The following is a 13,222-nucleotide window of genomic DNA, read 5'->3' as shown; positions in this document are numbered from 1 at the left end:
TGCGTCACCGATCTTTGACCTGACAAAGATGGTGCTCCAGCCGTCGGGGCTGCCAACGGAACCGGTTGAGATATCAGCGAGGTTTGCCACGTAGTCCATGCAGACATGGCAGCCGGGCTGCTCATACTTGTGGGTTACCTTGAGCGGCAGCTGAACGACCTGTCCGCGCTTGCCGTAGACCCAGAACTTGCCCTTCCCGATCTCCATCTTCTTGACGGACTCGAGCTTCATTGCCGCGTGGTCTTCCACGAGCTGGATGATACTCTGGTACGGGAAGTTCTCCATGCAGAAGATACCGACTGCAAGAGCAATCTTGTCGCCGACGTCTCTCCAGCCGAACGGGTACAGCTGACCCTTCCTGACCGCCTGCATCTGGCACGGGGTGCCAACGATACCGATCTTGTCAAGACCATAACTGCGGGTTGCTTCCTTGATTAAGGAAACGTTCGGGCTGATGTTGTACTTGGTGCCGCGTGCCGCGAGCAGTTCTGCCTTTGTAGTCGCAACGACTGGTTTTGGTCTCCAGTGGTGCGAAACCGGGGTTCCGCACATGTCGTTGTCGTCACCGTCTTCGTAGGTTCCTGCTACAATGGCGCCGTCAATGATTCCCTCTTCGAGTGCATATGCAAAGAGCGAGGTAACGATACCGCCGTCCTGTGCACCCTTGAGAATCTCCTTGTCGGTGCTTCGTGCTGACACACATGCCTTGTATTTACCGAGTTCTGCTCCCATTTCAAACACCTTCACTGGAGTGCCGCCATAATGGCCTCGTTGATCGCCTCGTACTCAGTGACAACATCCGTGTTGAAGAACCCTCTCGGGCACTGGGCATAACAGGCACCACACTTGATGCACAGGTCGCGCTCGCCGTTCGGCTTGCCGAATTCCATGGTGATTGCACGAACCGGGCAGGCTGCTGCACAGCTGCCGCATCCCATGCACAGGCCCTGGTTGATGACTTCGGTCATCAGTTCGCAGAAGCATGCGCTGGTTCCCTTTGCCGCCATGTTCATGAGCGGGGTCAGGAACTTGGTTGCGAGCTCTTTCTGTTCCTTTGTTCCCTTTAAGAGCAGGTACGCCATAACAGCGGTATTCCTGATCATCTGCGGGGTCGGTGCGCAGCCGGGGATGTAGATATCGACCTTGATTAAGTCGCCAATCGGCAGGTATGACTCGTGTGCCGGCTGGTTCTGCTGGCCGCCGCGTGCAAACCGGGTAATGTTGCCGTAGCATGCGCAGCCACCCAGTGCAACAACCACTGCTGCCTTCTCTCTGGTCTCCTTAATCTCTTCAACTGCGAGCTTGTCCTGAATACAGACTGAGCCCTCGACGAATGCAACATCGACCTGCTGGATGTGCCGGACATCGGCAAGTGTAAGATGGTATTTCAGGTCGACATACCGGTCGAGGAGAGTTAACAGTCCGGCGTAGTTGTCTGCGAGTGCAACCGTGCAACCGGTGCATCCACTCAGGTGCGTGTAGCCCAATGAAATCTTGTCTACCACAGGCTTAACCTCCTTGTTTGTTGTTTCCACTTTTTTTACTACGTCAGCCGCTTTTGCAGGTGCCGCAGCTTTCTGCGGTTCCTCGCTGGCGTTCTTCTTAAAGACACTAGATAGCAGTCCCATAATCAACACCTATTGTTTCCAGTACAACTCGTACCGCTTTGGGAATTGCCTTTGAAACCTCATCCGAGAGCCCGATCTCCATATCGGGATCCGTGACGCGTTTGGGCTGGCATCCGATGATTGTAATATCAATCCGGTCTTTGATCCGCTGGAGCGGTTCCGCGAGATCCCACGAGTGCGCATCGCGATAACTGCCCGGGGGCAGGTCCTCGATCCGCAGTTTCGTTACCGATCCCGGTTCTGCACCGTAATCCGCGATATCGACGATTACGAGTCTTTTTGTCACTTCCGGGTCGAGCAGCGTAAAAATAAAGTGCGGGCCGCCAAGGCCTGCATCCACTACTTTTACATTGTCGGGAAGTGTGAGTTTCTGCAACTCTTCGACTACCGCCGGACCAAAGCCATCATCTGCAAACAGGGGATTTCCACACCCTGCGACTACAATCTCGGGATACAGCATGACCTTTCTTACGCTCACTGCTGGATGAGTTTCTGGGCGACTACCTTGTTGTCCTCATTGACTACGATCATGTGTGTAGCGCACGAGACGCACGGGTCGTACCCGCGCATGATAACCTCGGCGAGCTGCCAGGGAGCACCGGTGAGTGCTGCACTGCAGGTTGCAAAGTTCCAGGTGGTCGGAACGAGCATCGAGAAGTACTGGACCTTCCAGTCCTTGACCTTTGCAATGTGGACATCGGTTCCACGGGGGGCTTCGTTTGCTGCCCACCCGAGGCTGCCGTCGCCGTTCGGGATGTAGTCTGCAACGACCTTTCCGCTCGGGTTGAGCTCGTCGATGCAGTCGATCATCTCGTACAGGCTGTCGGTGTATTCCATCTCACGGGCAATGTTCTGGCCGATGGTGCCCTTCTCATCAAAGTTCTTGTACTTGACGAGACGTGCACGGGGACCGACTTCAACGGGCTGGCCGTCGTACATCGGGATACCGGTGCAGGCTTCCATCTGCGGGTTGACCTTGGTGCCGAGCTTGGTGGTTCCGCCGACCGGGTACTTGGGCTCTTCAAGGGAGATCTCCATCTCGCCCATGTACCAGTCAAAGGGCCGGACTTCCTTGAACCGGTTGATGTCCCAGCTGGGGCATTCGTCAAGGCTTGAGCTGCCGTAGAACGGGTGGGTTGCAAGGTAGCCCTGGTCGTGGTACCCGAGGTCCTTGGGGAGTGCGACCTTCATGCCGCCGACATCGACCCAGTCTCTCTTCTGGTAGTTCCGCAGGACTGCAATCATGAAGTCCATCTGCTGGTGGGCAAGAACAAGGCCTTCCTTTGCGAGGTCGTACATCTTGGTCTTTGCCTGCGCGGAGCAGTTCATGTACATACCGCCGACACGGGGGTTGCTCGGGTGGATGGCTTCGCCACCGGCGATCTGGCCGATGGTCTGTCCAATCTCACGGATCCGCTGGATGCGCTTTGCAACGCTGCGGACCGGCTCTTCAGGTGTGAACGGGTTAATCTTGACATCGGTGCCCGGGAGATACAGGTCGGGCAGGATCAGGATGTCATGCAGTGCAATGCTGTGCAGACGGTTTGCCAGCTGGAGGATGTAACGAAGCTTCTTGGCATCCTTGGGGATCTCGACCTTGATGGATGCTTCCATTGCCTCGGTCGCTGCCAGCGTGTGTGCAATTGGACAGATACCGCAAACGCGGGATGCAATCTTTGGTACCTGTTCAGGAGTCTTTCCGATTGCGAGTTTCTCAACTCCCCGCACCGGAGTAATAGAACACCAGTTACCTGTCTCGATGATGCCTGCATCATTTACTTTCAGGACAAGCTTCGAGTGTCCCTCATGTCTTGTGGTTGGGGAAATCTCTACAACTTTCGACAATATAATCGCCTCATGTTATGTTGAGTTGTTCTGATCGCTGTACAAAAATTACTCTATACTTCTCTCATCTCTAGAGATAATTGACCGTACAAAGTACGTTCAACATTATCTTCTCCGGACCCTTTTATAACAGTTATTGTTTAGTCGTGCAATTGCCGAAATCAGAAATATGCGCGAGAATTGGTCATGAAAATAAAAACGGTGCAAAAATACCGTTTATTTCGGCCGCACCATCGGGCCAAAAATTACAGCCTGATTATATTAATTACAAATTATCTCCCTTTGTTTTATACTGTTATTCTGAAGATTTTTTGTCGTAATTGAGCTCGTCCAGCAGTTCTGCGAGCGTAGCCCTCCGTTCGGCGTACGCGTCATGCTGGTGGATGCTTTCCTCATTGCTCTGCTTGATGGTGACCACGGCATCGCCGGGAAGATAGTCAAATCCGGTCAGGACTTTTTTTGCCATCTCCCGCACACAGTCTTCAACAAACCGTGGATTTTTGTGCGCGGCAAGCACCACTGCACTTTCGTCGCCGCGCTTGAGGAGTTCGTAGATGCCCGCGCTCATGGACTCCTTGATGATCCGGATAATCGTTTCCAAGTCGACGTGCTCGTCGTCATCTGTCTCGATACAGAGGAAGCCCCGGCCCCGCTGGTTGTGGGTCGCCATCGGGACTTCGGCAAAGAACGCGTCAATGGTCTTCTGGTCGATCCCCAGTCCTTCAAGGACCTGGTTTGCCCGCTCCTTCATAATGTTCTGGGCACAGGGACAAGCGGTCATGCCCGTGACTTCGGCACCGATGCTTTTCCGCACCATCGGTTCGCGGAACGTCCTTTTTGCAATCGCCCGCGCGTGCACCTTAACGACTTCGTGGCATGTCGTATGGCTCACGGGGGTCTCGCGCTTGACCATGAACTCGCTGCGCATGAGTACCTCCGTGCGATCGGCGTACTCGTGACGGTCAAGCAGTTTCCGTGCCACCGCGCTGCAGAGGTTCTCGATCTCGTTGACCTTGCCCTCGATCGCCTGCTGGAGCACTTCATCGATCACCTCAAAGTTCCGGGACAGGTTTGCACCCTTAAGACTGCCGGGCAGGTCCACGTATACATCGAAATTAGAGATAAAGATGACCGGCCTTTTATCGGGGCGGGTAACTTCCACAAGTTTTTTTACGTTTTTTACCCCGACGCGGGTGAGGTTGATCCTGACATCGGGTGATGTGGCCTGGACATCGGGCAGTTTCCCGCTGAACGGCTGATCCGGGGCGTTGTCCACTGCAGCGTGTTTAATAAGTCATCGCTTCCATGCTGATATTCGAATGCTCTTCTTTAGTTTTTCCATATAATATTTATGTGCTTTCTTACTGATATCAAAGGGATTACCCTATGATGAAGAAATACTATGAATCCGATGCCGATCTCTCGGTGCTGAAGGGCAAGAAGATCGCGGTGATGGGATATGGTTCCCAGGGACGCGGGCAGTCCATGAACCTGCGTGACAGCGGTCTTGACGTGATCATCGGCCTGCGCAAAGGAAAAAGCTGGGATGCGGCAACGAAAGACGGCATGACGGTAATGCCCGTTGCTGAAGCGGCAAAGAAGGCAGACATTATCCAGATCCTCCTGCCCGATGAGCTTCAGGCGTCTGTCTACAAAAGCGAGATTATGCCGCATCTTTCCGAGAACAAGACGTTGATGTTCTCCCATGGGTTCAACATTCACTTCGGCCAGATCGTGCCGCCGGCAAATATCGATGTCATCATGGTGGCGCCAAAGGGCCCCGGCTTCATGGTGCGCCGGCAGTACGAGGAAGGCAAGGGTGTCCCGGCCCTTATTGCCATCGAGCAGGATCACACCGGGAAAGCCCACAAGACCGCGCTCGCATATGCAAAAGGTATCGGCGCGACGCGTGCAGTCGTCCTTGAAACCACGTTCCGCGAGGAGACCGAGACCGATCTTTTCGGCGAACAGGCAGTACTGTGCGGAGGTATCTCCTCACTTATCAAGGCCGGGTTTGAGACCCTCGTTGACGCAGGGTATGCGCCCGAGATGGCGTACTTAGAGGTCTGCCACGAGACGAAACTCATCGTCGATCTTATTTACGAGGGCGGACTCACAAACATGCGCCAGTACGTGAGCAACACTGCGCAGTATGGGGATATGACCCGGGGCCCCCGTGTGATCGGGCCGGAAGCCTACGAAGCGATGGAGGAGATCCTTGGCGAGATCCAGAGTGGCGAGTTCGCCAAGGAATGGATGCTTGAGAATATGGTCAACCGCCCGGTCTTTAACGCGCTTACAAAAGCGGACGAGGAGCATCTCCTTGAAGTGACCGGTAAGGAAGTACGGGCGATGATGCCCCAGTTCAGAAGATAACCATACCCTTTTTCTTTTTATACCATTTTTTAATCTGGTTCCGGTACAAGCGTTTGCGTACGCCTTTTCGCGTGTGAAACTTTTTTGGGCTGGAGGTACGTTCTATTCTGTATGAAGATCTGTATCATCTATCATTCTGAAACGGGAAACACCCGGCACATTGCGCAGCACATTGCATCTGCCACGGTTGACAGTCATCTTGTGGAGGTGACCGACCTGGCAGAGCATTCCTCGCTGACACGGTTTCTTATGCAGTGTAAAGCGGCAGTGAGTGAAGATACAACAACGATCGAGCCATCCAAACTGGATGTAAAAGAATACGATCTTTTAGTGTTCGGCTCGCCGGTCTGGGCGTTCAAGCCGACGCCCGCCATCCACACGATCATCAATACCCTGACCGGTTGCGAGAACAAGCGGGCGGTCGCGTTTGTCACCAGCGGCGGCCGGCCCGGCCAGAGCAAGGAAGTCTTCAAAAAATGGATCGAGAGCCGGGGCATGCGTTTTATGGGATTTACCTCCATAGACCAGAAGGATATCGAGGACGATGCAAAGAATGCCGGGGTTGTTGCCTTCGTGACGGCGGCCGCGCCAAACCTGATGTAAAACTCCGACGGGATATCCCGACCGGTCAGTAAGACCGTTCGCTCACGTCCTTTTTTTGGGATATCTTTTCTTTATCCCGGTATACCGTCGGGTGTGTACTTGTTTTCACCGGGCTAATCAGGATCCGGTGCCTGAGAAAGACTTTTGCCCCTATGCAGCCCTTAGAGTATACACGTATGACGGACTCTTATGAAGATCTCTTAAAAAATGCCTATTCCCATATATCAGAAAAAACAGCCTCTTCGGATCGTTTTGTAGTTCCTGAAGCAAAGGCGTACATTGAGGGCAAGACCACCATCCTTGAAAATTTTGTCGAGATCGCCGACAAAGTCCGTCGCGACAAGGATCACCTGATGAAGTACATCCTCGGGGAGCTGGGAACTTCGGGGAAGATCGATGGCACCCGTGCGATCTTCAACGGGAAGTTCGAGATCTCGCTGTTCCGGATTATCATCAAGAGTTACGTCGACGATTACGTGATCTGTTCCGAGTGTGGCAAGCCCGACACGCGCCTTGTCAAGGATGACCGGGTTCTTACCCTCCGCTGCGATGCCTGCGGTGGCCACCGGCCGGTCCGGAAGCGAAAGGTGAGAACCGAGCCGGTTTCGGAGAACCTTGAAGAGGGACAGGTTCTTGATGTCGAGATCCAGTCGCTTTCAAAGCGTGGCGACGGTGTCGTGAAGATGGGCCGCTACATCATGTACGTGGCAAACGCGAAACCCGGCCAGAGTGTGAAGATCAAGATCTCGCGGATCTCCGGGTCTATCGTCTTTACTGAACGGGCTGAGTAAGGCCGGGTCATCCGGGTAATGTGGGTAGAGAAAAGAGATCTCTCATTTTTTAATTGGTTTTTCCGGGTTCAGATTCCGGAGCAGGGTTCCGGGGGATATGCCCCGGGGATGAGCTGCGAAGCCTGAACGCGAGGGGGTATCCCCGCATAAGATGTAACCCATCGCGCCCTTCCCTGCAGGATCATGAGGGATCCCCTGAGGGGGTATTCTGTTGATCGCAGGAGACCCTCCCGGAAGGTTTCCCTCCGTCTCCAGTTCCCGACCCTGGTATTCCCGTGGAAGTTCAGGTGTAAACGTGAATATTGTACCGGTCACATGACACGGGATACCCCCGCAGGGGACATGCCCTTATAAGGGATCGGTCCTGCCGAACCACCCTGCGGGGATTATGAGAGACCCTCCGGGGGGTATGACTAGTAAAGGGCCGGTCCCCCCATCCCCCCTATCCCGGATCGTAAGTGACCCCTACAGGGGGTATCTGTGGATCTGGTTCTCCGGTTTTGTGGTGTGGGGGAAGTGAGTATTCCTCCGGGATCGTGTAATGCCAGTGTGCGGCTTGGTACGAGAAGTTCGTACGCCTGATGGCTGTCGCCAAAAAGACCGGTCGGGTGACATTTCCCTGGTGAACGGGAGACTACTCCACCAAATCAAAAAAGTATTGAAAAACTATTCCTGCAGTGTTCTTATTTCTGTTTTGCAAGGCCTTTTAAGAGGTCGTCGCAGTTGCCGGATATTTTTTTGCAGGCTTTCTTTATGATGGTCAGGGGGTTTTTCTTCGCGCTCTTCGTGGTCACCAGCAGCACCGGGTCTGAAAACTGGAACTCGATGGTATATTTTGCGACATCGACATCCGGGTCGGTCAGGATTTCCTCGACAAGGGCGTTCATGAACGTATGACCCTCCCCCTGGATAATGAGTCGTGCCTTATCTTTTTCGAGTTCAAGTACTTTTACAATCATGCACCTATGTTTGGGAATCTGTGAACTATTAAAGTATGGGTGAGTGTGGCATGGTGAAACAGAAAAATTCTGTCCGACCGGTCCGACAGGAAAAGATGATTATTTTTTAGGGAAATTCGAAGATTTCGCCGTCATACCCAAGATGCGGGTACTCCCACGGCATCACGTGGCTGATGTGGACGCACCGGAACTCTTTTGGGTGCAGGCTCTCGGCAAGCGTGCAGGCATCGAGATAGTTCATGTGCTTCGTGATCGTCATATGCGAGGGCACGATGGCGTCAAGGAGAAGAAGATCGAGGTTTTCGAGCAGATCGAGGCCCTTTTGCGGGATGTCCCGGTTGGTATCCGAGGTGTACCCCACTTTTACCCCGTCCGTCTCAAAGACAAAGCCACAGGTATAGGCCGGCGGATGTTTCACGATAAACGGTGTGATCGTGATCCCGAAGAGATCAAACGGTACATAGGGCTCCACCGGCATCCGGTCAAAGTTCAGGAACCTGAACGTCTCGCCGCAGTACCGGAGCACCTGCTCGGCAGCAAAGACCGGGGGTACTTTCTGGACCCGGTAGAACTCGCCAAAGCCCATGAAATGATCATAGTGCCCGTGAGTCCAGATCACCGCATCGATATGGGGTGAGCCGTACCGGAGGAGCTGCTGCCTGAGGTCGGGCGAGGAATCCACAAGGATGTGGCGGCCATTCTTTTCGATGAGGATGGATGTCCGGAGCCGGCCGGTGCCGGTCTTTTGCGCATGCAGGCACTGGGGGCAGTCGCACCCGATCTTCGGGGTGCCGATTGCATCCCCGGTACCGAGCAGTATGAACTTCATCCTACATCCAGTTCAGGTTCCGGATCGCGTCGCGGTTTCTGACCATGCGGATCCCTTTTTCGAGGTCCCTGGTATCGATGGCTTCGCGCTTGTCCATGAGCGCCGAAAGGAGCGCCTCTTTTACCATGAGCCGTAAATCGGCGCCTGAGAATCCCTCGGTCAGTGCCGCCATCTCCTGGTAGTCGCAGGTGCAGTCCATGGTTGATGTGACGCTCTTTATGATCTCCTTGCGCATCTCTTCCCCGGGCAGGGGGAACTCTATGACCTCGTCAAACCGCCGCCACGCGGCCTCGTCAAGCAACTGCGGATGGTTTGTGGCGCCGATCAAAATGACGCCGTTTTTTATCAGGCTGATGCGGTCAATATTTTTTAAGAGGGCGTTGACTGCCCGCTTCAATGCGCCATGATCGTCGGAGACCCGGCTCTTTGCGATAAAATCGAACTCGTCGATAAAGAGGATCGAGGGCGAGAGTTTCTTTGCAATCTCGAAGATTTTGTCGATGTTTTTGGAAGTCTCCCCCAGGTACTGGGACGTGATCATCGAGAGCCGGACTTCGAGGACCGGCATGTGCATATTGTGGGCCATCGCAAGGGCAAGAGAGGTCTTCCCGGTGCCGGGCTGGCCGACAAAGAGAAGTTTCCCTACCTCGTAAATACGGTGACGGTTCAGGAAATCCCGGTGGTGCAAAGCGTGGTGGATCTTGTTGATGATCGCGGTCTGCTCCGGGGTGCAGATGATGTCTTCCATCCGCTGCTCGACCTCGTCAGGAGCCATCACGATCACAAGATCGAGGGCTCCCCGGATTTTCTCGTCCTCACCGATCAGCTTGGAAATTTTGGCATCGAGACTGGCTTTGGTGTCTTCGTAGCGTGGGTTTGCATTCCTTACTTCCTTATATGAAACTCCCGTGCCGTTAAAAGAATCAAAGAAAAAGGCAAGGGCCGGGTTCTGCACGACGAGCGGTTTACCCCCCTGCGCAAGGAACCATTCGGCTGCCGGCTTGAGGGTGGTAATCTTCAGACGCTGTCCGAAGTCTTCGTACGATACGAACGGGTTCTTGGAAATCTTCTCATGCGCAGCCGCGATGTCGAGCGTGCGCTTGATCAACCCGTCACTCACGTACACCGGGCGCTTGATGCTTTTTGTATCCCCGGAACAGAACATCTCCCGGCACGCTGGTGTCAGGTCATTGAGATCGAGTGTCGGGTTCTGGTTGAAAATTTCGGCAGTCAGCAGGACTTCCATGATGCGCAGGCTTTCTAAATCTCCGGACATGGCTGTAACCTTTATCATTTAACGCCTGAATCTTTATATCTATCCCATCACCGGGTTGTGACAATGCAGCCATCGGCAGTTACGATCAGGGTGTGCTCGTGCTGGGAGACCAGCGAACCCTGGATATCGGAAAGGACGGGGTAGCCGTGGACGATCTGGGATCTGGTAAGCCCGAGGAGTGCGAGCTCCTTTTTCTTGTCGTTGAGCGAGCGGCGGGAGAAGGGAAGTCCGTGAAGGGGAGTGATCTGCTCCATGACTGCACGGGCTGATGGGATCCGAACGGGTTTTTCTGCGATCTGGGAGTAGATCTCGACCCGTGTCTTCTCGCCGATCCGCCCGCTCCCGGTCGTGGCGAGTGGTTCAATGGCAATCGCCATGCCTTCTTCAAGCACCGTGCCGCCATGGATGCTGATGTTGGGGATTGTCGGGTCCGTGTGGGCCACGTACTGGTCGAGACCGTGACCGGTAAGATTTGCAATGGGCCGGTATCCCCTGCTTAAGATCTCCTTTTCGACCGCTGCGCCCAGTTCTCCAGTAGTAACACCCGGACGGACCAGATTTATCGCTGCTTCGAGCGCCTCGCGGGACGCTTCAAGGAGGAGCGAGTTGTTCCCCAGATCGATCGTGGTTGCGGTATCCGCGATGTAGCCGTCGATCTGCACCCCGAGATCGAGCTTGACTACGTCACCTTTGGCGAAAGTCCGCTCATCACCGGTCGATGCAGTATCGTGCGCCGCGTCCTCGTTTAAGGAGACGTTGAGCGGGAAGGCGAGATCGGCGCCCTCGTTTTTTACCCGGGCCTCGACGGATTCGACCAGTTCAAGGTAGGACCTGCCAACCCGGATCTCAAGCGCGCTCTCTTTTAGAATAGTGGCTGCAAGTTTTCCTGCTGCCAGGTATTTTTCGAGTATCTCGTCATTCATACGATCAGTTCCTCCTCAAACTTCGTGAAATCCACAAATTTTCCTGCACGCACCGCGCCCATGTCTTCGAGCCGGACACCGCCGACCCCGGGATAATAGAGACCCGGTTCGACGGTGACAACAAAACCTGTTTTTAGTGCCCCTCCCGCTGGTCCTACTGTGGGGAATTCGTGGACCTGGAGCCCGACGCCGTGGCCGAGATTGTGGATGAACCCCCGGGTATCGCTCTCATAGCCACGGCTTTTAAAATAATCCACGACTGCGGTATGTGCATCCGCGCCCGGCACCCCGGCCTTTATGTGGGAGATCCCGATCTGCTGGGCCTCTTTTACTGCTGCGTACATGTCGGTAATCTGCTGGTCCGGTTTTCCCTTTGAGACCGTCCGGGTCATGTCCGCGTAATAGCCCGTGGTCTCGTCCTCCGGGAACATGTCGATTACGATGGGCATATTGGGCCTGAGCGGGCCGCTCCCGATGATGTGCGGAAACGCGGTATCCTCGCCGCACGAGATGATAGTCTCGACCGCCCGGCAGCCGTCATCCATGAGATGTTTGTGCATCGCTGTCCGCACCAGTTCCGAGGTAAGCGGTGCGCCGTCATGACACAGGATGCCTTTTTTCACGGTTGCGTTTCTGATAAGCGAGATCCCAAATGCCATTGCGCGTTCGGTTTTCTTCTGAACCGTTTGTATGAGCCGGATCTCTTCGGGCGTCTTTTTTGCCCGCATCTGTTCGATGGTACCCACATCGACGATCACCCGGGCTGATTCTTCGAGTGCCCGCAGGAGCGCCGCGGGAAGGGTGGGTGAGACGAGCAGGGTCTTTCCGGTCTGTCCTCGGATCATCTGCGCGGCCGCTTTCCAGGGATTCTTCTCTTTTTTTGTGATATCGGGAAGACCCGCCTGTATCCGGGTTATGACGGCAGCAATCGATTCGCGGGAGGCCCGCTCGGATTCCATCTGGGGGACAATGATGGTCCCGGGCTGCCTGTATTTTTTAAAAAAAACAAAGGAATCATGCATCACAAACCTCGACAGGTAACGCATGTTCGCGTCCTCTCCTCCGGCATAGTGCACAAAGGCATCCGCCCCGCACTTCTTCATTGCAGCGTCCAGTGGATCCATTGCCATACATCTACGCGCTGAAACGTCAAGTACTTTTATTCCCGGATTCTAACGTACGAGTGATGGACGAAACAACAAAAGAACAGTTTAAGTGGAAATTCTACCGGCTGGCCATCCAGCTCAATGCGATCATTCTGCTCGTGGCGTTTGCAGTACTTGCCCTTTTTTTTGTCCCGGCCCCGTACCGGCTTCCTGCTGTGGCAGGTATGCTGGTCATTGCCATTGTGCTTTCGTGGAACTTTGTCCTGAAATACCGGTCGACCAAAGCATGGCTTGATGAGCATTGAAGTAAAGGTAACAGTATAAGGTACATGACGGTCCCGTGGCGATACCATGCTCAAGAGAATGAAGGATGAAATCGAGCTCTTAAGCCGGCACATTGAGGTGGCCCGGACGGTGGCGGAGCACCAGCCGATCGGGATCATGAAGCTTGCCGAGATCCTCGATCTCCCGTCTCACCGGATCCGGTACTCCCTTCATGTGCTCGAACAGTTGGGCTACATCCGCGCATCATCGGAGGGAGCGGTTGCAACCGAGCGGACCCGGGAACTCTTCGCGCACTTAAATGAGGATCTGGACGATATTATCCGGCTCGTGAACGCGATGAAAAAACCCTGACCTGAAAAGCCCGTCGGTTTCCCCCTCTTTTTGTCATCCCCGCGTACTTTTTGGTGTGCCGTCATGCAATTCCACCATTAGTTACCTTTAAAAATCCTCACAAAGAACCTATTAAGGCACAGAAGTCTGTTGCCGCCATAACTCAGTTGGTAGAGTGGCTGGCTGTTAACCAGCATGTCACAGGTTCGAGTCCTGTTGGCGGCGCTCATGGGCCTGTAGCTCAGTCCGGTTAGAGCGCCCGGCTCATAAC

At 54.3% G+C, this 13,222-nt stretch carries 15 protein-coding genes and 1 tRNA gene; 6 read left to right on the top strand and 10 right to left on the bottom strand.

Features of this window, described 5'->3' with window-relative positions; translation table 11 throughout:
- The 5 genes from frhB to mptA form a co-directional block, all read right to left on the bottom strand.
- Window positions 1-732 (bottom strand): coenzyme F420 hydrogenase subunit beta (gene frhB, locus WCX19_RS14455; protein WP_373009345.1); only part of this gene is annotated, 732 nt, incomplete at its 3' end.
- 11 nt (window positions 733-743) lie between these two features.
- Window positions 744-1,505, bottom strand: a complete 762-nt coding sequence (gene frhG, locus WCX19_RS14450; protein WP_373009349.1) for a coenzyme F420 hydrogenase subunit gamma — start codon at window positions 1,503-1,505, stop codon at window positions 744-746.
- Between the two features lie 106 nt (window positions 1,506-1,611).
- A complete protein-coding gene (frhD, locus tag WCX19_RS14445) occupies window positions 1,612-2,088 on the bottom strand; it encodes a coenzyme F420-reducing hydrogenase, FrhD protein (protein ID WP_373009343.1) in 477 nt (158 codons plus the stop codon).
- 14 nt (window positions 2,089-2,102) lie between these two features.
- A complete protein-coding gene (gene frhA / locus WCX19_RS14440) occupies window positions 2,103-3,473 on the bottom strand; it encodes a coenzyme F420 hydrogenase subunit alpha (protein ID WP_373009341.1) in 1,371 nt (456 codons plus the stop codon).
- 295 nt (window positions 3,474-3,768) lie between these two features.
- Window positions 3,769-4,749: a GTP cyclohydrolase MptA gene (gene mptA / locus WCX19_RS14435; protein ID WP_373009339.1), complete on the bottom strand. Its 981-nt coding sequence runs from the start codon at window positions 4,747-4,749 to the stop codon at window positions 3,769-3,771.
- Between the two features lie 110 nt (window positions 4,750-4,859).
- On the opposite strand from mptA, the gene ilvC reads away from it, so the two are divergent.
- From ilvC to WCX19_RS14420, 3 genes are all read left to right on the top strand, one after another.
- A complete protein-coding gene (gene ilvC, locus WCX19_RS14430; RefSeq protein WP_373009337.1) occupies window positions 4,860-5,849 on the top strand; it encodes a ketol-acid reductoisomerase in 990 nt (329 codons plus the stop codon).
- Between the two features lie 111 nt (window positions 5,850-5,960).
- Window positions 5,961-6,452, top strand: coding sequence for a flavodoxin family protein (locus WCX19_RS14425; RefSeq protein WP_373009335.1), 492 nt, complete (start codon window positions 5,961-5,963; stop codon window positions 6,450-6,452).
- A 176-nt stretch (window positions 6,453-6,628) separates the two neighbouring features.
- On the top strand, window positions 6,629-7,243 hold the full coding sequence (locus WCX19_RS14420; protein ID WP_373009334.1) for a translation initiation factor IF-2 subunit beta: 615 nt from the start codon (window positions 6,629-6,631) through the stop codon (window positions 7,241-7,243).
- A gap of 683 nt (window positions 7,244-7,926) precedes the next feature.
- Here WCX19_RS14420 and WCX19_RS14415 read toward each other — a convergent pair.
- From WCX19_RS14415 to WCX19_RS14395, 5 genes are all read right to left on the bottom strand, one after another.
- Window positions 7,927-8,202: a DNA-directed RNA polymerase subunit L gene (locus WCX19_RS14415; RefSeq protein WP_373009332.1), complete on the bottom strand. Its 276-nt coding sequence runs from the start codon at window positions 8,200-8,202 to the stop codon at window positions 7,927-7,929.
- A 106-nt stretch (window positions 8,203-8,308) separates the two neighbouring features.
- On the bottom strand, window positions 8,309-9,031 hold the full coding sequence (locus tag WCX19_RS14410) for an MBL fold metallo-hydrolase (protein ID WP_373009330.1): 723 nt from the start codon (window positions 9,029-9,031) through the stop codon (window positions 8,309-8,311).
- 1 nt (window position 9,032) lies between these two features.
- A complete protein-coding gene (locus WCX19_RS14405; RefSeq protein WP_373009347.1) occupies window positions 9,033-10,307 on the bottom strand; it encodes an ATP-binding protein in 1,275 nt (424 codons plus the stop codon).
- Window positions 10,308-10,354: 47 nt separating this feature from the next.
- Window positions 10,355-11,230: a type II methionyl aminopeptidase gene (map, locus tag WCX19_RS14400; protein WP_373009328.1), complete on the bottom strand. Its 876-nt coding sequence runs from the start codon at window positions 11,228-11,230 to the stop codon at window positions 10,355-10,357.
- Window positions 11,227-12,354, bottom strand: a complete 1,128-nt coding sequence (locus WCX19_RS14395; RefSeq protein WP_373009326.1) for a M24 family metallopeptidase — start codon at window positions 12,352-12,354, stop codon at window positions 11,227-11,229. Before WCX19_RS14395 ends, map begins: the two co-directional genes overlap by 4 nt.
- A gap of 62 nt (window positions 12,355-12,416) precedes the next feature.
- On the opposite strand from WCX19_RS14395, the gene WCX19_RS14390 reads away from it, so the two are divergent.
- The 3 genes from WCX19_RS14390 (at window position 12,417) to WCX19_RS14380 (ending at window position 13,176) form a co-directional block, all read left to right on the top strand.
- A complete protein-coding gene (locus WCX19_RS14390) occupies window positions 12,417-12,641 on the top strand; it encodes a hypothetical protein (protein ID WP_373009324.1) in 225 nt (74 codons plus the stop codon).
- A gap of 46 nt (window positions 12,642-12,687) precedes the next feature.
- Window positions 12,688-12,972, top strand: coding sequence for a hypothetical protein (locus WCX19_RS14385; protein WP_373009322.1), 285 nt, complete (start codon window positions 12,688-12,690; stop codon window positions 12,970-12,972).
- A 131-nt stretch (window positions 12,973-13,103) separates the two neighbouring features.
- Window positions 13,104-13,176: transfer RNA gene (locus tag WCX19_RS14380), tRNA-Asn, on the top strand.
- Window positions 13,177-13,222: the final 46 nt, after the last annotated feature.

This window comes from Methanoregula sp. (assembly GCF_041663825.1).
GTDB lineage: Archaea > Halobacteriota > Methanomicrobia > Methanomicrobiales > Methanospirillaceae > Methanoregula.
Note: the sequence above shows the minus strand (reverse complement) of the source record. Positions and strands in the feature narration are given on the sequence as shown.

What these genes read in the sequence shown, in the direction of transcription:
- WCX19_RS14410 (WP_373009330.1), bottom strand. Translation starts at nt 9,031, where the DNA reads ATGAAGTTCATACTGCTCGGTACCGGGGATGCAATCGGCACCCCGAAG.
- WCX19_RS14405 (WP_373009347.1), bottom strand. Translation starts at nt 10,307, where the DNA reads ATGTCCGGAGATTTAGAAAGCCTGCGCATCATGGAAGTCCTGCTGACT.
- WCX19_RS14420 (WP_373009334.1), top strand. Translation starts at nt 6,629, where the DNA reads ATGACGGACTCTTATGAAGATCTCTTAAAAAATGCCTATTCCCATATA.
- WCX19_RS14385 (WP_373009322.1), top strand. Translation starts at nt 12,688, where the DNA reads ATGCTCAAGAGAATGAAGGATGAAATCGAGCTCTTAAGCCGGCACATT.
- map (WP_373009328.1), bottom strand. Translation starts at nt 11,230, where the DNA reads ATGAATGACGAGATACTCGAAAAATACCTGGCAGCAGGAAAACTTGCA.
- WCX19_RS14390 (WP_373009324.1), top strand. Translation starts at nt 12,417, where the DNA reads ATGGACGAAACAACAAAAGAACAGTTTAAGTGGAAATTCTACCGGCTG.
- ilvC (WP_373009337.1), top strand. Translation starts at nt 4,860, where the DNA reads ATGATGAAGAAATACTATGAATCCGATGCCGATCTCTCGGTGCTGAAG.
- WCX19_RS14395 (WP_373009326.1), bottom strand. Translation starts at nt 12,354, where the DNA reads ATGGATCCACTGGACGCTGCAATGAAGAAGTGCGGGGCGGATGCCTTT.
- WCX19_RS14425 (WP_373009335.1), top strand. Translation starts at nt 5,961, where the DNA reads ATGAAGATCTGTATCATCTATCATTCTGAAACGGGAAACACCCGGCAC.
- frhD (WP_373009343.1), bottom strand. Translation starts at nt 2,088, where the DNA reads ATGCTGTATCCCGAGATTGTAGTCGCAGGGTGTGGAAATCCCCTGTTT.
- WCX19_RS14415 (WP_373009332.1), bottom strand. Translation starts at nt 8,202, where the DNA reads ATGATTGTAAAAGTACTTGAACTCGAAAAAGATAAGGCACGACTCATT.